This window comes from Actinomyces sp. 432 (assembly GCF_009930875.1).
GTDB lineage: Bacteria > Actinomycetota > Actinomycetes > Actinomycetales > Actinomycetaceae > Actinomyces.
Genome location: NZ_CP025249.1, coordinates 247,664 through 269,889 on the forward strand (window position 1 = coordinate 247,664; position 22,226 = coordinate 269,889).

Annotated in this window: 12 protein-coding genes and 1 pseudogene; 7 read left to right on the forward strand and 6 right to left on the reverse strand. The window is 69.7% G+C overall.

The features are described from left to right. Positions 1 to 67: 67 nt before the first annotated feature. The 3 genes from CWT12_RS01060 to CWT12_RS01070 all read right to left on the reverse strand — a co-directional run bounded on the left by CWT12_RS01060 (position 68) and on the right by CWT12_RS01070 (position 4,115). Positions 68 to 1,144, reverse strand: coding sequence for a trans-sulfuration enzyme family protein (locus CWT12_RS01060; RefSeq protein WP_442862537.1), 1,077 nt, complete (start codon positions 1,142 to 1,144; stop codon positions 68 to 70). 249 nt (positions 1,145 to 1,393) lie between these two features. After that, positions 1,394 to 2,770, reverse strand: coding sequence for a MalY/PatB family protein (locus tag CWT12_RS01065; RefSeq protein ID WP_161923351.1), 1,377 nt, complete (start codon positions 2,768 to 2,770; stop codon positions 1,394 to 1,396). A 538-nt stretch (positions 2,771 to 3,308) separates the two neighbouring features. Next, positions 3,309 to 4,115, reverse strand: a complete 807-nt coding sequence (locus CWT12_RS01070; protein WP_161923352.1) for a TetR/AcrR family transcriptional regulator — start codon at positions 4,113 to 4,115, stop codon at positions 3,309 to 3,311. A gap of 215 nt (positions 4,116 to 4,330) precedes the next feature. On the opposite strand from CWT12_RS01070, the gene CWT12_RS01075 reads away from it, so the two are divergent. The 5 genes from CWT12_RS01075 (at position 4,331) to CWT12_RS14250 (ending at position 15,392) form a co-directional block, all read left to right on the forward strand. Continuing rightward, positions 4,331 to 4,861 (forward strand): YhgE/Pip domain-containing protein, encoded by a 531-nt coding sequence (locus CWT12_RS01075; protein ID WP_161923353.1) that lies wholly within the window; start codon positions 4,331 to 4,333, stop codon positions 4,859 to 4,861. A gap of 2 nt (positions 4,862 to 4,863) precedes the next feature. Beyond that, positions 4,864 to 7,239, forward strand: a complete 2,376-nt coding sequence (locus CWT12_RS01080; protein ID WP_161923354.1) for a YhgE/Pip domain-containing protein — start codon at positions 4,864 to 4,866, stop codon at positions 7,237 to 7,239. A gap of 208 nt (positions 7,240 to 7,447) precedes the next feature. After that, the gene (locus CWT12_RS01085; RefSeq protein ID WP_161923355.1) at positions 7,448 to 9,331 is read left to right on the forward strand and encodes an ABC transporter transmembrane domain-containing protein; all 1,884 of its coding nucleotides are present in this window, start codon (positions 7,448 to 7,450) and stop codon (positions 9,329 to 9,331) included. Next, entirely contained in the window at positions 9,328 to 11,103 is a 1,776-nt protein-coding gene (locus tag CWT12_RS01090) for an ABC transporter ATP-binding protein (protein WP_161923356.1), read from the forward strand. Before CWT12_RS01085 ends, CWT12_RS01090 begins: the two co-directional genes overlap by 4 nt. Positions 11,104 to 12,155: 1,052 nt before the next feature. Next, entirely contained in the window at positions 12,156 to 15,392 is a 3,237-nt protein-coding gene (locus CWT12_RS14250) for an alpha-amylase family glycosyl hydrolase (protein ID WP_272927760.1), read from the forward strand. 324 nt (positions 15,393 to 15,716) lie between these two features. Here CWT12_RS14250 and CWT12_RS01100 read toward each other — a convergent pair whose 3' ends face one another. Then, complete coding sequence (locus tag CWT12_RS01100) at positions 15,717 to 16,832, reverse strand: ABC transporter permease (protein WP_202616235.1); 1,116 nt, start codon at positions 16,830 to 16,832, stop codon at positions 15,717 to 15,719. Between the two features lie 115 nt (positions 16,833 to 16,947). Between CWT12_RS01100 and CWT12_RS01105 the strand changes: the two genes are divergently transcribed. Both CWT12_RS01105 and pulA read left to right on the forward strand, forming a co-directional pair. Continuing rightward, the gene (locus CWT12_RS01105) at positions 16,948 to 17,505 is read left to right on the forward strand and encodes a TetR/AcrR family transcriptional regulator (RefSeq protein ID WP_161923357.1); all 558 of its coding nucleotides are present in this window, start codon (positions 16,948 to 16,950) and stop codon (positions 17,503 to 17,505) included. 200 nt (positions 17,506 to 17,705) lie between these two features. Continuing rightward, positions 17,706 to 20,545, forward strand: a pseudogene (gene pulA / locus CWT12_RS14605) (pullulanase-type alpha-1,6-glucosidase). A gap of 765 nt (positions 20,546 to 21,310) precedes the next feature. On the opposite strand, the gene CWT12_RS01115 reads toward pulA, so the two are convergent. Both CWT12_RS01115 and CWT12_RS01120 read right to left on the reverse strand, forming a co-directional pair. Further along, on the reverse strand, positions 21,311 to 21,493 hold the full coding sequence (locus tag CWT12_RS01115) for a HepT-like ribonuclease domain-containing protein (RefSeq protein WP_161923358.1): 183 nt from the start codon (positions 21,491 to 21,493) through the stop codon (positions 21,311 to 21,313). 190 nt (positions 21,494 to 21,683) lie between these two features. Beyond that, complete coding sequence (locus CWT12_RS01120; RefSeq protein ID WP_161923359.1) at positions 21,684 to 22,169, reverse strand: nucleotidyltransferase domain-containing protein; 486 nt, start codon at positions 22,167 to 22,169, stop codon at positions 21,684 to 21,686. Positions 22,170 to 22,226: the final 57 nt, after the last annotated feature.

Consider the following 22,226-nt stretch of genomic DNA (forward strand, 5'->3'; position numbering starts at 1 on the left):
AGACCGGCACTTGTAACGTGCCGAGACCGGTAGATATGGCGGCGCACGGTTTGGTCCGCAACGCCGATCACGCCGCCTGTTTGCTCGCCCGGTCCAGCGCCTGCCGCAGGTCGGCGGTCAGATCAGCGGCGTCCTCAATGCCGACGCTCAACCGCAGCAGCTGCTCCGTCAGCCCGTAGGCGGCGCGCGTGTCCGGGGGCACATCCGCATGCGTCTGCACGCTCGGGCACGTCACCAGCGACTCCACCCCGCCGAGCGACTCGGCGAAGGTGAACACCCGCACCCCCTCCAGGAACGCGGCCACGTCGACGCCGTCGGCCAGCTCGAAGGAAACCATGCCGGACCGTCCTGGATACAGCACCCGCGTCACCCGGGCGTCGGCGCGCAGGAAGTCGGCCACCTTCCGGGCGTTGGTCTCATGCCGCTCCATGCGCAGCGACAGCGTCTTCAGCCCCCGCAGCAGCAAGAACGCGTCAAATGGACCCAGCGTTGCCCCGGTCGTGTTCAACTGATACTGGAGTCGCTCACCCAGCGCCGAGTCATTTACGACGACGGCGCCCGCCATGACGTCGTTGTGCCCGGCCAGGTACTTGGTGGCCGAGTACACGGCCACGTCCGCCCCCAGCTCCAGCGGCTGGCAGATCACCGGCGTGTAGAAGGTGTTGTCCACCGCCAGCAGGGCGCCGACCGCGTGCGCCCAGCCGGCCACCCGCGCAATGTCCAGCTCGGTCATCATCGGGTTGGTGGGGGTCTCGATCAACACCAACGCAGCCGGCCGTTGCAGCGCCTCCCGCAGCCCCTCCTCGCCGACCACGAAGTCCACCTCGTAGGCGCCGTCGTCGGCCAGGCAGCTCAAGTACCTGTAGGTGCCGCCGTACAGGTCCTCCAGGGCAACGATCCGCGACCCGTACGGTGCCAGCGTGGTGACCGTCAGCTGCACCGCCGCCATGCCGGAAGCCAGGGCGAAGGCGGCTGCACCGCCGTCGAGCCGGGCCAGCGCGTCCTGCAGGACGTCGCGGGTGGGGGAAGCGGTGCGCGTGTAGTCGTAGCCGGTGGATGCACCCAGGCCCGGGTGCCCGAAGGCAGTCGACAGGTGGATCGGCGTCGTGATGGCGCCGGTGGCCGGGTCGGTGCCGGTGCCCACGTGCGCCAGAACGGTGTCGAGCCGCCAGGGGGCGGGGGATGCGGTCCAGGAGTGATGGTGCTGGATCGGGGCGGTGCGACACTCGGAATGGTCGACGACGGCGGGCCCGGGGACGGCTGCGGGGACTGCGTGGGGCTGGAATCGATGGACATAAGAGCTTTCGGAGTGGGTGTTGGGCGCACTGTGCGCGTTACTTGTGCCGGTCTCGGCATGTCATTGGTGCCGGTCTCGGTGAGATGGGGCGGTGGGTCAGGCGGCGGCGCTGGCGAGCAGGCCGTGCACGGCGATCTCCAGACGGTCCAGCGCCTCATCCAGGGTGGCCCTGGGGCAGGCGATATTCAGCCTGGTGAAGCCGGCGCCGCCCGCGCCGAACAGGGCGCCGTCGTCGAGCCACAGGCCGGCCTCGCGCGTGATGAAGCCGTCCAGCTCATCCGCCGCCAGGCCCGCGGCTTCCAGTAGCCCGGTGCAGTCCAGCCACAGCAGGTAGGTGCCCTCGCAGGGGGAGACCTCGATGCCGGGCACCCGCTCGAGGCGGCGGATGACGTGGCGGCGTGCATACTCGACATGCCGACGCAGGGCGTCGAGCCAGGCGTCGCCGGACTTGTAGGCCGCCTGGCAGGCGGTCAGCCCCAGCGTGTTCGGCTGGGAGTAGCCGACGGCGCCGAGTGCTGTGCGGAAGCGGTCGCGCAGCTCGGGATCGGCTATGAGGATATTGGCCACCTGCAGCCCGGCCAGGTTGAAGGACTTCGACGGCGAGGTGCAGGTCACGGTGCGGGCGGCGGCGTCGGCGGACAGGGAGGCGAAGGGCGTGGTGCGGTACCCGGGCAGGGCGAGATCGGCGTGCACCTCGTCAGAGACCACGAGTACGTCGTGGCGCTCGGCCACCTCGGCCAGGGCCGCCAGCTCGGCGCGGGACCAGACCCGGCCCACCGGGTTGTGCGGGTTGCACAGGAGCAGCAGGCGGGCGCCGGTGCTCGTGAGCACGGCCTCCAGCGTGTCCAGGTCGCGCCGGTAGACGCCGTCGGCGCCGCGCACCAGCGGTGCTGGGGCCACCACGCGCCCCTGCTGCTCGACGACTTCCCGGAACGGGTAGTAGACGGGCTCCTCAATGACGACGGCGTCGCCGGGCTCGGTGAAGGCCCGCACCGCCGTCGCCAGCGCGGGAACGACACCCGGGGTGACGACGTTCCAGGCCGGGTCGATGCGCCAGTCGTAGCGGCGGGCGAACCAGGCGGTCAGGGTGGCGCCATAGGCGGCGTCGGGCTCGGTGTAACCGAAGATGCCGTGCCGCACCCGCCACAGCAGGGCGTTGACGATGCAGGGGGCGGTGGGGTGGTCCATGTCGGCTACCCATAGTGGCAGGGCGGTTTCGGGGCGGCCGCGGTCGGCGGCGAAGTCCCACTTGAGGCTGGCGGTTCCGGTGCGGTCGTGGATGACGTCGAAGGGCGAGGCGGAGGCGTGCGGGGCGAGGTCGGAGGCATCGGGGGCGACGGCGGAAGTCGCGGCGTCGGCCGACGATGAGGCCACGGCTGTGGGCGAGTTGGCGTGCCGGGATTGGTTCGCTGTTGCGGTTGAGACGGACCCGGCGTCGGTGTCCGTGACGACGGTGGGGGCGAAGATGGTCATGGTGCTTCCTGTAAGGCTTGGGGCCGCCATATCGACCGACCTCGGCACGTCATTAGTGCCGGTTTCGATGCGTTACTTGTGCCGGTCTCGGTGGGTTGGGGTGGTGGGTTGGGGTGGGCGCGGTGCGCGCGGGCGCGTGGCGGCGATGAACGGAGGACTGACGGGGCTTGAACGCGGGCCGGACGGATCAGACGACCGCGGAGTACGACGAGCGCCCGCAGGCGGCTCGGACTCTGACCGTTACTCGTGTAAACAGCGACGGCTGGCGCTGTCAGCGCATCTGCATTCGACGCATGCTCTCGGCGCGCACCATCAGGGTACGGGTCGTTGGCGTCGAAGCGATCATGGGGTGAGGGTAGCGGAGCCGACGCTGTGCATGTCAAGGGCGGTCGGGATACGATTTCCCGTCCGGCGCGGGCCGCGTGATGCGCCGGTGGCCGGCAGGCGGGGCCTTGGGGCAGTCAAGCAATGGCGGCTCGTAGGGGCGAATACATGCCGGAGCGCGGGAGCTCCCTCAGCTCCCTTCCTGGCGGCGGGCCTAGGAGGCGCTGGCGCGGGTAACTGGCGTTGACAGGCGGGCCAGCAGCGTTGGCAGAGTCCGTGCTAGGAAGGCAGTCAGGTCCGGTACTTCAGGATGGGTGCCGACCTCAGCAGCCGCTCCCGCTGAGGCATCATCGAGCCCGTCTGACAGCCCCATACGCATTGACCGCACGGCGGTGGCGAGGATGAGCTCGGTGGTGTCCGCAGGGCTGAGCAGGCACTCGCGGCCGATCGAGGCCAGCCCATCGACTAGCACTCCGACCAGGTGCTGCCGGAAGGCGGCGTAGCCCTCGCGTAGGGGGGAGGCCCCGGACGCGTCCTCGGTGCGCGCGATGTAGGCGGCAAACTCATGCTGCAGCAGGAAGACCTCCCGCGAGATCGGCATCGCCCCAAGCAGCCGAGAGGCGAGTTCCGCCAGCCCGGAGGCGAGCTCGGCGTCACTCTCCGGGGCGGAGGAGTCCAGGTCTACCGGCATTGCCCCGGCCACGGAATCGTCGACGAAGTTGACGATGGCCTCCCACTGCTCCTCGGCCAGGCGCTGCACGAAGTGGTCCATGTCGGTGAAGTTGGAGTAGAAGGCCCCGCGGGTGAATCCGGCTCGGGAGCAGATGTCGCCCACCGAGGTGCCGCCGATGCCCTTGTTGGCAATGAGCTCGCGGCCGGCGTCCAGCAGTAGCGCCTGCGTCTGCGCGCGCCGCTCGGACGGGGTGACGCCGATGAGCCGACGCACCGCGGCCCGGCGGGCAGACAAACGCGCGCCCGCCGCCTCGATCAGCTCCTCGGCCTGCTCCCTGCTCTTGCTCATGTCCGGCTCATCATGTCATTTCGGGCCGCTCTGTGTCATTCGCGACATTCTTCGCGGCGGTGTGGAGAGCGTCGTGGGGGACTCGTTGGGCGTCTCCCCGGGTTTGTCCTCCCGGCATCCGGGGTGTTGTCAGGCCCGCCTGATACAGGTCTGTATTGAAGCTGTCGATACAGATGTGTATCGTTAGTGTCCGTGACTCGGGGAGGCGGCTCAAGATGAAGAAACTCAGTGGCTCTCGTATCGCAAACCTGGTAGTGGTGGTGGCGGTGTCCATCGTCCCGCTGCTCTACGCCGGTCTGCTGACGCTCGCCTACCAGAACCCCACCAACCGGCTGGAAGACATCAAGGCCGCCGTCGTCAATGAGGACAGCGCCTATACGGCCACCCTCGCCAGTGGGCAGACCGAGACCCTCAACCTCGGCGCCGACCTCACCGAGGCCCTGACCCACCCCGACGGCGATGAGAACGTCGGCTTCACCTGGGAGCAGATGGACGCCGCCACCGCACAGGCGGACATGAACACGCAGAAGGTCCGCGCCATCCTCTACATTCCGGCCGACTTCTCCCAGGTCGCCTCCCGCGTCGGCTCCGACGACCCCTCCGACGCCGTCACCCAGGAGCTCAGGCTCGTCACCGACGACGGCATCAACTACCTGGCGGGCACCATGGCCGCCACCGTCGCCTCCGAGCTGTCCAACCGCCTGGAGCAGCAGGGGCCGAACGCGTACTGTCCACCCTGCTGCTGAGCGTGTCCACCATCCGCGAGGGGCTCGTGGAGGCCTCCGACGGCGCCACCGCCCTGGCCTCGGGCGCCGCCACCCTGGAGTCGGGCACCACCGACGCCGCCGACGGCGCGGCGCAACTGGCCGACGGCGCCACCACCCTTACGGTCGGCATAAGCGAATTGGCCTCCGGCGCCGTCACTCTTTCCGACGGCTTGACCGTGCTGGCGACCTCCACCTCCGCCGCAGCCGCCGGCTCCCAGCAACTGGCCGACGGCGTGGCGCAGCTATCGGCGGGAGCCTCCTCGGCCGCCTCCGGCGCGAGCACTTTGGCCGATGGTGCGGGCACCCTGGCCGACGGCACCTCCACCCTGGCCTCGGGCGCGGCCACGGTCGACTCCGGCGCCCAGCAGGTATCCACCGGCGCCACCTCGGCGGCTTCCGGGGCCGCCGAGCTGTCCACAGGGGCATCCACACTCTCCACCGGCGCCTCCACCCTGTCCGCCGGCGTGACCGACTACGTCGACGGCGTCGAGCAGGCATACGTGACCCTCAAGGACCGTATCGACCCCGGCGCCGAGCAGGTATCGGCGGGTGCGGACCAGCTGTCGACCAGCGTCGGCTCGGAGACCGACTCCTACAGCGGCGGGCAGGAGACGCTGTACGGCGCCGCCAATGACCTGGCAGCAGGGGCGCAGACCGCGGTCAGCGGGATCGGAGCGTCTACCGACTCGGCTGCCGCCGGCCAGCAGACCCTGTACGGCGCGGTCAACGACTACACCGGCGGGGTCGCCACGGCGCAGGCGGGGGCCGGGCAAGTCGCCGCCGCACTGGCCGGCGCCTATCAGCAGTGCGTGGCCGACCACGGCGAGACCGACACGACCTGCCAGGCGATCACCCAGGCCGCCGGCGGCCTGGGCACCACCGAGGACACGGCCCAGTCCGGCACCGTGCTCGGAGGCCTGAACACCCTGGCCGCCTCCAGCACCAGCGTGACCGGCGCCGTCGGCCAGGTCGCCTCCGGCGCGGAGCAGCTGTCCAGTGGCGCTACCAGCCTGCGCAGCTCCGTGGGAGACGTCGCGACCGGGGCGGAGCAACTGTCCTCCGGCGCCAGCACGCTGGCCGGGGGGCTGGGGTCCGGCAACGATGTCTACAACGCCTCCACCGGCGCCGGCGCCACCCTGACCGGGGTGCTGGCGACCCTCTCGGCCCAGGGCGCGACCCTGACCGCCGGCGCCAATACCCTCAGCAGTGGCGCATCCCAGGTCGCTGCCGGCTCCAGCGACCTCTCCGCCGGGCTGAATACCCTGTCCAGCGGAGCGTCCACGCTCTCCACGGGTACGTCGCAACTGGCCACGGGCGCCGACTCCGTCAACACCGGGGCGCAGAGCCTGCGCACCGGAGCCGGGACGCTGTACAGCGGCCTGGAAACGCTCTCCTCCGGCGCCTCCACCGCGGCCACCTCCTCCCAGACCCTGGCCGACGGCGTAGGCCGCCTGTCCAGTGGCGCCTCCGCCGCCTCCTCCGGTGCGGGCACTCTTTCCGGTGGCCTGGACACCGCCCGCGCCGGATCCTCCGCGCTGGCCACCGGAGCGGGTACCCTGAGCGACGGCATGGGCCGGCTCCAGGACGGGTCTTCCGCGCTGGCCACCGGAGCGGATACCCTCAGCGAGGGCCTGTCGGACGGCGTCGACCAGATCCCCGACTACACCGCCTCGCAGCGGCGCACCATGGCCGATGTGGCTGCGGATGCCGCCAACGTCGACGCTGTCCGTGAGAACGCTGTAGCCAATAACGGCGCCGGCTTCACCCCGATGTTCATGAGCCTGTCCCTCTGGGTCGGCGCCATCGCCCTGTTCCTGGTGCTGCCCGCCCTGGACAAGCGCGACCACGGTGAGCGCTGGTACGCCTCGGCCGTCCGTCCCGCCACTACGGCCGCCCTGCTCGCCGTCGCCCAGGCCGTGGTCATGATGGTTGCGGTCAACGCCGCCGGTGAGATTCACGCCGCCAACCTGGTGGGCCTGTGCGCCATGGCGATCGCTGCGTCGCTGACCTTCGTCGCCGTCAACCAGGCCTGCGTGGCCACGCTCGCCTTCCGCGGCCGCTTCGTGTCCATCATCCTGCTCAGCCTGCAGATCACCTCCATGGGCGCGACCTTCCCGATCGAGACCACGCCGCGCTTCTTCCAGTGGATCCACCCCTACCTGCCGATGAGCTACACCCAGCTGGCCTTCCGCCGCCTGATCGCCGGCGGCGGCGTGGACGGGATCTACTTGAAGACGCTGGCGGTCCTGGCCGTCTGGGCGCTAATCGCGTGGGCGTTCATCCTGCTGGGCGCCCGCCTGCGCCGCGGCCCCAAGCCACTACCCGCCGACAACGCCCTGGCGCCCACGGCGGCGTAAGCGGCGCTCCGGCCGGGTTAGCAGCCCCGGCGCGTGCGCCCGGGTTCCGAGGCCCCCGTTCGCTCTGATGCGAGCTTTTGCACCCTGGTGTATGGCAAATTGCCGCACACCAGGGTGCAAAAGCTCGCAGTAGGAGGCAAGTGTTCGTGGCCGTGGTGAGGGTGGGTGAGGGTGTCGGCCGCAGCCGGGCCACCTAGGCTAGGAGACCGTGTCGATCCCCGTTGCCCGCGCCCCGCGGCGGTGGCCCGCTTTCCTCTCAGTACAAGCGACCCCGCCGCCCGATCTGCCCACCACCCCGGGTGGTCTGCTGCGCGTGGTCACCCGCATGAGCGGGCCCGCCATCGGCTGTGGCGTGTTGGTGACCGCCGCCTCCTACCTGGCGCAGGCGCTCATCCCACTGGCCCTCGGAGACCTGCTCGACGCCGGTCTGGAAGCGGGCCTGACCACGCGGTTGCTGCCCGGGCTGGCCGCGCTGCTAGGCCTGGTGCTGCTCGGCTCACTCACCGCCGGCCTGGAGGACGCCGCCGGATTCGCCGCCTGGGCCGGCGCCTGGAAACCCACCATGCGCGGCCCCGCCCACCGCCTGGGCCTGCGTTCGCGCGCCGTCACCCGCCGGATCGCCAGCGGCGACGTGATCGCCACCATCACTGCCGACTCCGACAATATCGGCGAGCTGATGTACTTCGGCGTCAATGTCATCGGAGCGCTGGTAAGCGTCGTGGCCGTCGGCGTGCTCATGCTGCGCACCTCCGTGGCCCTGGGACTGCTGGTGCTGATCGGGCTGCCACTCGTGCTGGCGCTGGTGGCAGCCTTCGTCCGCCCCCTGAACCGGCGCCTGTCCCGGCAACGTGAGGAGCAGGGTCGCCTGTCCACCATCACCACTGACGCCGTGGCCGGGCTGCGCGTCCTGCGCGGCATCGGCGGTGAGGACGTCTACACCGCCCGCTACGCCGAGGCCTCCCGCCGGGTGCGCGACGCGGGCATTCGCGTCGCCTCCACCCAGGCGCTCCTGGCCACCGTCAAGGCCGGCGCGCCCATGGTGTTCACCGCCGTCGTCGTCGGCGCGGGCGCCCGCGCGGCCCTGACCGGCGCCATCACCCCCGGCCAACTGATCACCTTCTACGGCTACACCGCCTTCCTAGTGGGGCCGCTGGGCGTGATGGCCGACCTGATCCAGTTCTCCACCCGCGCCTGGGTGGGCGCCCGCAAGGTGGCCCGCATTGAGGCGGTCGAGCCACTCACCGACGACGCCGGCATCGTCCCCGGGACGCACCTGGACCCGACCGGCGACCTGACCGACCTCACCTCCGGGGTGGTGCTGCCAGGCGGGCGGATGACCGCCCTGGTGTGCGCCGACCCCGCCCGGGCCGCCTCCCTGGCCGTGCGTCTGGGCCGCGCCGACGACGCCGACGGCCCCGTCGCGCTCGGCGGCACCGATCTGCGGACGGTTCCGCTGGAGGAGGTGCGCCGCACCATCGTCTTCTCCGGCGCCCACGCCGAGGTCTTCGCCGGGACGCTAGCCGAGGAGATCCTCGGCGACGAGATCCCGCTGTCCGGTCCGCGCTCGACCGCCGACGTCATCCGCTCCGGCGCACTGGCCGGCGCCCACGGCGACGAAGGACCCGCCGCTGGAGGAGGTGCGCCGCCACTGACCCCCGCCCAGCGGGAGCGCGCCGAACATGCCCTCGACGTCGCCGCGGCGGGCGACGCCCTGGACTCCCTCGGCGGCCTGGACGGTCAACTCACCGAGAAGGCCCGCAACGTCTCCGGTGGGCAGCGTCAGCGCCTGGCCCTGGCCCGCGCCGTCGCTCGCCGTGCGCCCGTTCTGGTGCTGGTAGAGCCCACCAGTGCCCTGGACTCCCATACCGAGGATCTGGTGGCCCGGCGACTGCGCGAAGACCGCCGCGGACTCACCACCATCGTCGTCACCGCCTCTCCGCTGCTGCTGGGCCGCTGCGATGAAGTGGTGCTGCTCGACGTCGTCGCGGCGCAGGTGCGTGAAATCGCGCGCGGCACCCACCACGAGCTGAGCGCGCTGGACGCCTACCGGGCCGTCGTCGAACGCGGGGTCGAGGCGGGAGGGAGGCAATGAACCGGCGCCTGCCCGTGGCCGACGCCGTTGCCGTACGCCGTCGCGCCCTCGAGTTGATCAGGGAGCACAAGGGCGCCGTGGCCGCCGTAACCACTCTCCAGCTGTTGGCCGCCCTGGCCGCGGTGGGCATCCCGCGGGTGCTCGGAGACATGGTGGATCTGGTGGCAGGCGCCGAGGGCGCTGCGGCCGCCTCCGTGGCCGGGCGGCTGCAGGGGCTCATCGCCGTCGTCATCGCCCTGGCGATAGGAAACGCCGTCCTGACCGGCTGCGGCGAGTACCTGGCCCGCGTACTGGGGGAGCGGGTCTTCGCCGAGCTGCGTGAGCGTCTGGTCGGTTCTGCCATGCACCTGCCGCTGTCGGTGGTCGAGTCCGCCGGCACCGGTGACCTGTTGGGGCGCACCGGCCGCGACCTGGAGTCCATCCGCAACGTCGTCCAGCGGGGTGTCAGCCAGATCCTGGTGATCGTGCTGACGCTGCTTACGATCGTCGTCGCCGCAGTGATCACCTCCCCAAGGCTCAGTCCCGCCATGATCGTGCCGCTGCTGGCTGTGGTGCCGGTGTGGCACTGGTACCTGCGGCATGCGGTGCCCGCCTACCGGGCCATGAACGCCATGTGGGCCGAGGTCGACGGCGTCATCGCCGAAACCGCCGACCAGGCCGACACCGTTGACGCTCACGCGCTCGGGGCGCGCCGCAACCGCATCCTGGATCGCGCCACGATCGAGGTCTGGTCCACCGAGCAGTACACACTTTGGCTGCGCATCGTCCTGCTAACCGCGTTGGGGCTGGGGTCATTCGTGCCGGTGATCGCCGTCGTCGCCTGGGGCGCCTGGTTGGCCGGCCGTGGTGCCGTCACTCTCGGGGCCATAACCACGGTGGCGCTGTACGCCATCCAGTTGCGCACACCCGTTTCGGAGGTGACTTACTGGATCGACTCCCTGCAGTCGGCGGGTGCGGCCATGTCCCGGATCGTGGGTGTGGAATTGGTACGCCCCGACCGGGATGCCACCAGCGGGGCGGTCACGGGTCGGCCACCGCGTGCGCGCGGCGTCTCATACGCCTACCGGCCCGGACACGACGTCCTGCATGACGTCGATCTGGAGCTGATCCCGGGGGAGCGACTGGCCGTGGTCGGCCCGTCCGGCTCGGGCAAGTCCACGCTCGGCCGCATGCTCGCCGGCGTTCACCCGCCCACCCGCGGGCGGGTTACGGTGGGTGACGGTGAGGACGGCGATGGAATCGACCTGACCGCGCTCACGGAGGACGCCCTGCACCGCGAGGTGGCACTCGTGACCCAGGAGCACCACGTCTTCGCCTGCAGCCTGGCGGACAACCTGCGACTGGCGCGCACCGACGCCACCGACGCCGAGCTCAAGCGAGCACTGGAAGTAGTGGGGGCTGATGACTGGGTGGGGGGTCTGTCCGACGGCTTGGAGACCCTTGTCGGCGCCGGCGGCGCGCAGCTGACTCCTGGGCAGGCCCAACAGGTGGCACTGGCTCGCATCGTGCTGATGGACCCGGCCACACTCGTGCTGGATGAGGCCACCAGCCTGTTGGATCCGAGCGTCGCCCGATCCGCCGAGCGCTCGCTGGATGCTGTCCTGGCTGGGCGTACCGTGGTGGCAATCGCTCACCGACTGGACACGGCCGCGGCCGCCGACAGGGTGGCGGTGGTGATTGACGGGCGGATTGTGGAACTCGGTCCGCATGCGGAGTTGCTGGTGGCCGAAGGGGAGTACACCCGCCTCTGGCGCGCCTGGGCCAGCCACTGAGCCGCGCCCGCCTCCCTTCCCTTCCCTTCCCTTCCCCGCGAGACCGGCACTTGTTACGTGCTGAGACCGGCACTTGTAACGTGTCGAGGTCGGTCGGAATGCGTACGCGTTTGGCTCTCACGTACGCGAGGCGGTGTAGGAGGGTGGTCTCGAGGGCACGGAGTGCTCCATGCGTAGGCGGCCGGGCCACAGGCGGCGCTTACCGGTCTCGGTACGTAACTTTGACCGATCTCGGCGGTAATAAGGCTCTTCCGGTTTGTAGGTGTGGTGGTTGGGGTCGGGGCTGTGGTTTGGGTGGTTGTTGTCGGCAGGCGCCGAGCTGGCGAGTACGACCCCGTGATCCCCAGGCCCTCCACGTTCGGGAGGGTTTGGGGCTGATAAGGACGTTCTCGCTGAACCAAGGACGTTCTCGGGCCGAAGAGGACGTACTCGCCGGACCAGGGGCGTCTCGGGCAGGCGAGGTCGTTCTCGGGCGGGCGGTGCTGACTTGCGACGATTCCTTGGGATCATCTGGGTGCCGGACCGGGGGGCCGCGACCATTGACGATACGCCGGTGATCTTGGAGCCCTACTCGACACGCCCCGGGCCAAGACACGACCGCCCGGGCGCCGACCCGACTTGTGCGCCCATGCGCCCCCGGATGACGATTCGGCACTTGGCACCAACGCTTCGGCATGAACAGCGACGGTACGTACCCCTGGGTGCCGAACCGTCACAAGAAGGTACGAACCGCCGACCAGAACATACGAACCCTGACGCGAAGGCACGAACCGTCGCGCCAGCGCACGAGCCCTCAGACCCACACGCCCTCAAGCACCAAGTACCGGTCTCGATGCGTTACAAGTGCCGGTCTCGGTGCGTTACAAGTGCCGGACTCAGCGTGTCACAAGTGCCGGTCTCGGCGTGAAAGGCGGGTGAAATGGTTGCAGTAGTTGCAGGTTGTGGTTTCGTGCCGTAGGCTCGGCGCATCCCCGTCCGATCGGCTTGGATCCGGACATATCCCGCTCTACCCGCCAAGATGCGGGCAGGGGAACTCAGACGAAGGAGTCCTCGTGCGCTTGCAAGACTTGCATGTCGGGTGGCATCGGCGTTCTCGCGACCTCGGTGCCGTCGCCGCGACCACCCTCACCCTGTCCGCCGGAGCCATAGGCCTGGCCGCGCAACCCGCCGCCGCCGTCGCCGACGAGACGGCCCCCGCATCCGTCGCGCTGGTCGGCTCGCTGCAGGATGAGCTCGGTTGCAGCGCCGACTGGGACCCCGCCTGCGACGCCACCGAGCTGACCGACGTCGACGGCGACGGCACCTGGGAGTACACCGCCACGGTGCCCGCCGGCGCCTACGAGATCAAGGTCGCCCTGAACGACTCCTGGGACACCTCCTACGGCAAGAACGGCGGCGCCGACAACATCCCCCTCACCCTCGCCGGCGACGCCGAGCTCACCTTCACCTGGAACCAGGACAACCACCGCATTGGGCTGGTCTCCACCGACCTGACCGGCGACTACACCGACGCCGACGCCGCCCTGGCCGCCGCCCCGGTGCGCCAGGGCACGGCTGAGCAGTTCTACTTCGTTCTCACTGACCGCTTCGCCAACGGCGACACCTCCAACGACGCCGGCGGACTCACCGGCGGCCGCGACATCACCGGCCTGGACCCCACCGACAAGGGCTACTACCACGGCGGCGACATCCAGGGACTGATCGACCACCTGGACTACATCCAAGGCCTGGGCACCACCGCCATCTGGCTTACCCCCTCCTTCACCAACCAGCCCGTCCAGGGCAGTGGGGCGGACGCCTCCGCCGGCTACCACGGCTACTGGATCACCGACTTCACCTCCATCGACCCCCACCTGGGCGGTAACGAGGCACTCGCACAGCTGCGCGACGCCCTCCACGCGCGCGGCATGAAGCTGTACCTGGACATCATCACCAACCACACCGCCGACCTCATCAGCTACGAGGAGGGCACCTACTCCTACGTCGAGACCGCCGACGTGCCCTACACCGACGCCGACGGCAACGTCGTCGACATCTCCGCCCTGGCCGGCCAGGAAGACTTCCCGACCCTCGACGCCGCCACCTCCTTCCCCTACACGCCCGTGCGCAACGGTGACGTCATCCCCGAGGCCCTCAACGACGTCACCCTGTACCACAACCGCGGCGACTCCACATGGACGGGGGAGTCCACCACCATGGGCGACTTCCAGGGCCTGGACGACCTGATGACGGAGAACCCGATCGTCGAGCAGACCTTCGAGGACGTCTACACCGCCTGGATGGACTTCGGCGTGGACGGCTTCCGCATCGACACCGTCAAGCACGTCAACTACGAGTTCTGGCAGGCCTGGACCGCCGCCATCGACGCCCACGCCGAGGCCACCAACCCGGACTTCTTCACCTTCGGCGAGGTCTACGACGCCGACGCCACCAAGACCAGCCCCTACGTGCGCGGCACCGGCATGGACGCCACCCTCGACTTCGCCTTCCAGGCCGCCGCCCAGGGCTTCGCCCGGGGCCGGCCGACGACGAACCTGAGCACTTTCTTCGCCACCGACGACTACTACACGACCACTCACTCCAGCATCTATGCCGAACCCACCTTCCTGGGCAACCACGACATGGGTCGTATCGGCTACCTGCTGGGCGGCGGGGCCGGCAGCGCGGAGCTGCTCACCCGCTCCGAGCTGGCCCACTCGCTGATGCTGCTGACCCGCGGCCAGCCGGTCATCTACTACGGCGACGAGCAGGGCTTCGCCGGCTCCGGCGGGGACAAGGACGCCCGCCAGGATATGTTCGCCACCCAGGTGGACCAGTACGCGACCGAGCAGCTCATCGACGGCACCGTCGCCGGCTCCACCGACCGCTACGACACCGACTCTGCGCTCTACCAGCACATCGCCACTGTGTCCCAGCTGCGCGCCACCTACCCGGCCCTGTCCACCGGCTCCCAGATCGAGCTGTACTCCCAGGACTCCGCCGGCGTATACGCCTTCGCCCGCGTGGACCGCGACGAGAAGATCGAGCACCTGGTCGCCCTGAACAATGCCGGCGAGGACCAGGTGGTCACCTTCACCACCCTCACTCCCGGGGCCGCCTACACCCCGCTGTACGGCACCGAGCAGGCGGTCACGGCCGACGCCGACGGCACGGTCACGCTGACCGTGCCCGCGATGAGCGCCGTCGTGCTGCGCGCCGACGCCACCGTCGCCGCTGCCGAGAACCCCACGGTCGACTTCACCACCGCCTACGGGACGAACCTGTCCGGCTCCACCGCCGAGATCGCCGCCACCACCGCCGCCGGCCGCTGGGCGGAGACCACCTTCTCCTACCGGCCGCTCGGCACCGAGGACTGGACCGTCGTCGGCACCGCCGAGGATGACACCCCGCGCGTGTACGCGGACCTGTCCGCGGTGCCCACCGGCACCGTCCTGGAGGTGCGGGCGGTAACGACCGACGCCGCCGGCAACCGGGCCGCCACCTCCACCCTCGCCGTCGTAGGCGCCGACCTGACCGGCGCCGAGCCCGAGGCCAAGCCGGATGCCCCCATCGACGGCCTCGAGGTCACCATCCCCGGCGACCACAACACCGAGATGGGCTGCATCTCCGACTGGCAGCCCGACTGCGAGCAGGCGCTGCTCACCCAGGACCCGGTCTCCGGCCTGTACACCGGCACCTTCGACATCCCCGCCGGCACCTGGCAGTACAAGGTCGCCATCGGCGGCACCTGGGACGAGAACTACGGCGCCGATGGCGTCCCCGGCGGCGACAACATCTACTACACCACGGACGGCCTAAAGCCCGTCGCCTTCTACTACGACGCCCGCACCCACCTGGTGTGGCACGAGGTCACGGAGCCGCCCGCAGCCGATCCCACCGCGGAGCCCACTGCCGTCCCGTCAGCCACTTCCACGTCGGTGCCCGGCGCGGATCCGAGTGCCGAGGCGACGGCGTCGGCGCAGCCCGGTGCCTCCGCGCAGAGCACCGCGCCCGCGGCGGTCGGGGGAAGCACTGCGCCCGCGGCGGTCGGGGAGAGCACTGCGCCCGCGGCTACGGCGGCTGCCACTGCCCCCGGTGTAACGGCTACGGTCCCCGCAGGCGGCGGTGCGGCGTCGTCGGCGACCGCGACCGTCCCTGCTGAGGGGGCTTCGCCGTCGTCCTCCGCGACACCCGTCGGCGCCACCGGCGCGCTGGCCCGTACCGGAGCCATCGGGGTCATGCCGCTGACCGTGGCCGCTCTGGCGCTGATCGTGGCGGGGGCGCTCCTGCACCGGCGTCGCCGCGCCTGAATCGCGGCGCGCAACAACGCGGGCGGCGCCCGGGACCGAGTGGCTGGTTCCGGGCGCCGCCCGCATCGTTGCCTGCCGCCCACGTCCGCGCTTGCGGCCGGGGTCCTCTACTACGCCGGTTACTGCTCTAGTACGCGCGTTAGGTGTTTGTTGAAGGGGCCCCGGCCCTTCAACAGAGGTCTAACCGGCGTAGTAGACGCCGAAGGGGCGTAGCAAACGCCGGCCGGCCCCGCCAGCGCCGCAACGCCAGCCGGGACGGTCCCGAAGGCACTCGCCTCCGTACCGTCCCGGCGGGTTTGCGTGATGGCTTGCGCGGTCGAGGACTCAGCTCACGCGATCACCACGACCGCGGCGGGCATTGGCGTACGCGCCGACGGCGAGCAGGGCCAGGCCGCAGACGATCCAGGCCGTCAGCACCCATGGGCTCGCCCCCATGCCGGCGCCGTCGAAGTAGGCGGCGGAGCGCAGCCAGGTGCCGGCCGCCCCGACGGGCAGTAGCTGCCCGAATGCTCCCCACCCGCTGGGGAGCCACTGCCACCCGGTGGCGAGGCCGGAGAGCGGGTTGGCCACAAACAGCATGATTACGGCGCCTAGCCCTATGCCGGCATAGCCCATCAGCTCCTGCAGGCCGATCAGCGTCAGGGAGATCGCCGCGATGCCGAGGGTCAGGCCCGCCCACAGCAGCAGGAAGGAGCCGGAGACGGCGCCGAACCAGGTCTGTAGCACGACGGCGACGCACAGCCCGCCAAGTGCGGCGATTGCCGTCGCCCCCAGCACGCGCTTCCACAGAGAAGTGCGCAGTACCAGGCTCAGGATCACGCCCGAGGCCAGGCCCCCGAACACCAGCGGCAGCGCCACCGAGGACAGGGCCACTCCGGCCGGGTCGTCGGCGGGCAGGGGGGCGACGTCGGTTACGGTGACCGCCTGCGAGGTACTCGCCTCCTGCTGGACCTGTGCGAGCGTGGCGGCGTCGGCGCCCTGCGCCTGGGCGGCGGCCACGGCCTGCGCGTCAATCTGCGCCTCCAGTGCGGTGGCGAGGTTGGTCAGCAGTGCGGAGTAGGGGCTGCCCGCGCCGGAGGCGGTTACCACCTCGACTTGCTGGCCCGACTCGTCGGCGGTGATGGCGATCCCGCCGATGGCCTCACGGTTCTCAACCGCGCTGGTCACCGCCTGGGTGTCCTCGACGACGGTCACGTCGAACACTCCGGGTGCGGAGGTCTCCAGCTGAGTCAGCAACTGGTCCTGTGCGGCCTCCGGTGCCGCGAGCGCCAGGGGCAGGTCCTTGGCGCCGGAGCCTATGGACGGCGCCAGGAACGCCAGGAGCATGAGGATGATGACGGCGGGAATGCCGATGGTGGCGAGCAGGAGCCCGCGGTTGGAACGCCGCGGGTCCTGGGGCGCGGCGGGGACCTGCGCCGGGGTGGTTCGTGGGGTGCTCATCGCTTGCTCGATTCTGTAAGTGGAACGATATGCTCCGGATATGTTCCGGAGCGTATCGCTCCGGATGTAGTCTGGGCAAGCCTGCGGGGACATCCGCGGGGAGAGGAGCATCACTATGCGCGTGGACGCCGCCGCCAACCGCGAGGCGATCGTCGAGGCTGCCAAGAACCTATTCGCCGATGTCGGCGTAGACGTCCCCGTCAGGAGGATTGCGGCTCAGGCGGGCGTCGGCATGGGGACGCTGTACCGGCATTTCCCGGACCGGATGAGCCTGGTGGTCGGGGTTGCCGACGCGGTCTACGAGCGCCTGGACGCGGCCGCGGGGCGCTGCGAGCAGGCCTGGGAAACCGCCCCCGAGGCTGCCTGGGCGGGCTTCGTGCACGAGCTGGCAGCGCTGCGGTTGGGGCGGCTGCTGATGCAGGTCGGCGGCAGCTCCGAGCTGTTCGCGGCGGGTGGTCCCGGGCCCGGCCTGCGCGAGCGCGCCCTCACGCGAATCGCGCAGGTGCTTGAGCGCGCGCACGCCGCGGGGCTTGTGCGTCAAGACGTCGACCCCATCCGATTTCAGGTTGGCGTGGTCGAATTATCCCGGCCGCTGGGGGCGGCCGTCGATGAAATGGCCCCCGGCTGGCAGGACTGGCTGGTCGACGTCTACCTGCGGGGGCTGCGACCCTAGGGGCGGGGCCGGTCGAGTGTGCTGTGAGCACTGTGCTGCGCGGCTGCCCTGCGGCTGCCCTGTGGTTGCCGCGCCGCTGTTGCGCGGTGAGGCTGCTGTGAACGACCACTCGGACCACATCGCCGTGGTGTCTTGACAGATGTTGGCTGTTCCTGGAAGCGTCGGGCTAGACTCGCGCCAACAGGCAGGAAGGTGTTCCTATGGCCATCGTCGTCCCGGTGCATCACGACGCCCCGGTCCGCCACGAGCTTCCCGGCGTTGGGGAGGCGCGCGCCTACTGGGTGGATGAGACCACCCTCGCCTGGCCCGCCGACCTGCTGCCGGCGATGGTTGACGTAGGGGCGCTGAGCGCACCCCCGACGGAGGGGGCCACAACCCGCACACCCGTAACCTTCGGGCTCGTGACGTCCCCCGAAGGGGGCGCGCGCATCGTGGACGGGATTTTGGACCGAGGCCCCGGCGGCACGGAGATCCCCCTATCCATCGTCGGCTCCCTGGAGGATCTGCTCGGGGAGGAGGCCATGGCCGCACACCCCGCCCTGCGCGGCTACCTGGCCCTGTCATTGGAGGACGAGTTCGGTGGCCGCAGCGTCGAGCGCGAGGACATAACACTGCTGCTGACCGGTCAGCTGGCGGTGGTGCAGCGTACCTCGGCCTCCACCGGTGGCTGGATCACTGCCTTCACCGGCGTGCAGACCTGGCCCCTGCTCGACCGCCTGTACGCAGGCGCGGCGGCCCGCGACGGCTCGGCCCCGCTCGGCGCCGGCATCGGCCCCGACGGCGCACCCACCTTCGCCCTGTGGGCACCCACCGCCGTCGACGTCGTCCTGCTCGCCTGGCCCACCGGCGACCCGACCGGCTCCGCCCCGCTGGCGGAGGGGGACCCGGTTCGCGTGCCCGCAGGTCGCGCTGACGCCGAGTCCTGGGACGGCCGCTGGGAGGTGGGTGGCCCAGCCGCCACCGCAGCCGGCATCGACGCCGGCGCGCAATACCTGTGGGAGGTGAGCGTGTATGTCCCCTCCACCGGAAAGGTGGAGACGAACCTGGTCACCGATCCCTACTCGCGCGCGCTGACCGTGGACTCGCGCAGGAGCGTCGTCGTCGACCTGGGGCAGCGCGCGCTCAAGCCCTCGAACTGGCGGGAGAACCTGAGCCCCGTCGTCGCCAATGACGCGGCCCGCGCCATCTACGAGCTGCACGTGCGCGACTTCTCCGCCGCCGATGACTCCGTGCCAGAAGAACTGCGCGGTACCTACGCGGCCTTCTCCCTCGCCTCCGCGGGAACCCGTCACCTGCGCAGTCTCGCTGCCGCGGGCATCGACACCCTCCACCTGCTGCCCACCTTCGACTTCTGCTCCGTGCCCGAGGAGCGTGCCGCCCAAAGCGTCCCGGAGATTCCCGCCGACGCCTCCGCGGCCTCGCGCCGCCCACAGGCCGCCATCACCGCCGTCGCCGATCAGGACGCTTACAACTGGGGCTACGACCCCTGGCACTGGTTGGCCCCGAGGGCTCCTACGCGCGGGCGGGCAGGCAGGACGGCGGGGCGCGCGTATACGAGTTCCGGGAGATGGTCGGCGCCATCCACGGCATGGGCCTGCAGGTGGTGCTCGACCAGGTCTTCAACCACACCGGGGCCTCGGGCCAGGATCCGCACAGCGTGCTCGACCGGATCGTGCCCGGCTACTACCACCGGCTGGATGCCGCGGGGAACGTGGAGATGTCCACGTGCTGCAACAACATCGCCACCGAGCACCGCATGGCCGAACGGCTCATGATTGACGCCTGCGTCTCCTGGGTGGTCGACTACCGGGTCGACGGCTTCCGCTTCGACCTGATGGGTTACCACTCACTGGCAACCATGACGCATCTGCAGGAGGCCCTGGCCGAGGTCGCCGATGACGCGGTCGGGCACCGCATCTACCTGTACGGCGAGGGCTGGAACATGGGGGAGGTGGCGAATAACGCCCTGTTCACCCAGGCCACGCAGGGGCAGGCGGGCCTGCTGGGCATTGGCACATTCAACGACCGTGTGCGTGACGCCGTCCACGGCCGCAGCGATGACACCGACCCGCGCGTGCCGCAGGGGCTGGGTAATGGCGAACTGACCGACCCCAACGGCTATGACGACCGCTCCGAGGAGACCAAGCGCAATGACCTGGCCTGGCGCACCGACCTGGTTCGCCTGGCCCTGGCCGGCAACCTGCGGGACTTCGAGCTGCATGCCGCCGGCGCGCAGTGGGTCAGAGGTGAGGAGATCAGCTACGGCGATCAGCCCGCCGCGTACGGGTACGCCCCCACCGACGCCATCAACTACGTCGATGCCCACGACGACGAGACCCTGTTCGACCGGCTCGCCTACAAGCTGCCGCTGGGCACGTCCATGGCCGAGCGCATCCGCATGAACACGCTGTGCCTGGCCACCGTCACGCTCGGGCAGTCACCGTGCTTCTGGGCGGCGGGCACGGAGCTGCTGCGCAGCAAGTCGCTGGACACCGACTCCTACAACTCCGGCGACCACTTCAACGCCATCGACTGGACCGGGCAGGACAACGGTTGGGGCCGCGGCCTGCCGCCGGCCGCCCGCAACTTCGATGCCTGGGTGGTGCAGGCCGGCATCCTCATGCGCGAGGACCTGCGCCCAAGTGCACAGGACATCGCCACCGCCCGGGCGCAGGCGCTCGACCTGCTGCGACTGCGGCGCTCTAGCCACTTGTTCTCCCTGGGGTCGGCCGCGCTGATACGCGAACGGGTGTCCTTCCCGAGCGGCGACTTCGACACGCCCGGGCTGGTGATCATGCTGATAGATGACGGCGCCGGGGCCAGTGACATCGACCCGGACTTGGACGGGCTGCTCGTGGTGATCAACCCCGCCCCCGGAACCGTCGAGCAGCGGGTGGATGCGCTGGTGGACCGCTACTTCGAGCTGAGCGACATCCAGATGGAGGGCGCCGACCCGATCGTGAAGGACACCCGCTTCGACGCGGGCACCGGCACCATCACCATCCCCGGCCGCACCGTCGCCGTCCTGTACGAGCGCTGACCATGCGCACTGGCCCAAGCGCTGGCCACCACCGCCGCCCTTCACCCCTCGCGAGACCGGCACTTGTAACACGCTGAGACCGGCACTTGTGACGTGCTGAGACCGGTTCTTGGTGTTTGAGGGTGTGTGGGTCTGGGGTTCGTGTGTTGTCGGGACGGTGTTGATGTGACGGTTCGTACCTTCGCGTCAGGGTTCGTATGTTCTGGTCGGCGGTTCGTACTTTGTTGTGACGGTTCGGCACCCGGCGGTACGTACCGTCGTTGGAAGTGCCGAAGCGTTGGTGCGAAGTGACGAACCGTCACCCGGTGCGCCCGGGCGAACCGCCAGGTCCGCGCCCGGGCGGTCATCTGCGCTCCGGCGGTCATGCGTGCGCCCGGGGGGCGTGCCGAGTTGGGCACCAAGATCACCGTCGGGCGTCGTCAACGGTCGCGGTCCCTGTTCGGCACCCAGATGATCCCAACGGTCCCAACGAATCGTCCCCGCGAGCCGACACCGCCAGCCCGAGAACGTCCTTGGTTCGGCGAGTACGTCCGCGTAAGCCCGAGAACGTCCTTGGTTCGGCGAGAACGTCCTTTATCAGCCCCAAACCCTCCCGAGGGTGGAGGGCTTGGGGATCACGAGGTCGTATTCGCCAGATCGGCGCCCACCTACCCCAACCACCACACCCTCAAACCGGAAGAGCCAGTTAACGGTTTTCTGAAGGCCTTTGAAGTACACGGCGGACCGCTAACTGGCGTTGCAAACGAAAACACGGCCACGGTCTGGCTAACCCGCGTTGTTGGTGGCCTGCCTGCAGGTAGCGCGGTCCTTGATGAGGCGCTGACGCAGGGAGGTAAGAGCAGTGACGAGTATCAGGAGATCGCGTCGGGCGGTTGCGGCCACAATCTTGGGATCAACCTCCAGGTAGCCATGCGCAATGCGATTGCGTATCCCCTGAGAACGTGCCACTCGCTCTTGCTAGCCTCGTATCGAATATGGGACGGGAGCGAGCCGAGTGCTTCGATGCCTGCTGCCAGCCGAAGCGATATCGCATCGAGCGTCATCGGGTCTGTGAGGTCGCGCTGTGCGTAGGACTGGGCGAGCTCAAGGTGGTGGAGAGCCTCGTCAATGAGCTCAAGCGGTGTCCGGCTTGTTGGGCTCATAGGGGAACCGCCTGTTGTAGGACCCGATCGCGCATATACGGGGCTATGGCGGAGTCAGGGACGACGTCAACCCCGGTTCCGAGGATGCCTTCAAGGCGTGCTTCAAGCTGCGCCAGTTCCATGAGGCTCATGACTCGATCCATGTGGAAAAGCAGGTCGATGTCTGAGCCTTCATGTTCTGCGCCGCTGGCAACGGATCCGAAGACTCTTACGTGGGATCCACCCGCCTCTTTGATGCAGTTGATGACCTCCGTGCGGTGTTCGCGTAACCGACGAGCAAGCGGGGTTGTGCCATGAAAGCGGAGGAGGCGCGACACCTCGGGTTGAGAACGACCGATTTGGTTGGCAATCTCGGTTTGCGTCATGCCTGCGCGATGGGCGGCACGTACTGCAGAGACGAGACGTGCGCGAGCCTCGCGTACGGTCTCGTCGGTTTTCCGGGCGATTGTTGCGAGCTCGGAGGCATGAGAGGGCGCCGACATGACTAGAGTATAGCAATTCTTATATCAGAAGGTAAGTCGAATGTGTGTGACCTGATC

Coding starts and splice junctions, on each gene's coding strand:
- CWT12_RS01065 (WP_161923351.1), bottom strand. CDS start 2,770: ATGACCATCTTCGCCCCCACCGTCGTCACGGACACCGACGCCGGGTCC.
- CWT12_RS01070 (WP_161923352.1), bottom strand. CDS start 4,115: ATGAGCAAGAGCAGGGAGCAGGCCGAGGAGCTGATCGAGGCGGCGGGC.
- CWT12_RS01075 (WP_161923353.1), top strand. CDS start 4,331: ATGAAGAAACTCAGTGGCTCTCGTATCGCAAACCTGGTAGTGGTGGTG.
- CWT12_RS01090 (WP_161923356.1), top strand. CDS start 9,328: ATGAACCGGCGCCTGCCCGTGGCCGACGCCGTTGCCGTACGCCGTCGC.
- CWT12_RS01100 (WP_202616235.1), bottom strand. CDS start 16,832: ATGAGCACCCCACGAACCACCCCGGCGCAGGTCCCCGCCGCGCCCCAG.
- CWT12_RS01105 (WP_161923357.1), top strand. CDS start 16,948: ATGCGCGTGGACGCCGCCGCCAACCGCGAGGCGATCGTCGAGGCTGCC.
- CWT12_RS01120 (WP_161923359.1), bottom strand. CDS start 22,169: ATGTCGGCGCCCTCTCATGCCTCCGAGCTCGCAACAATCGCCCGGAAA.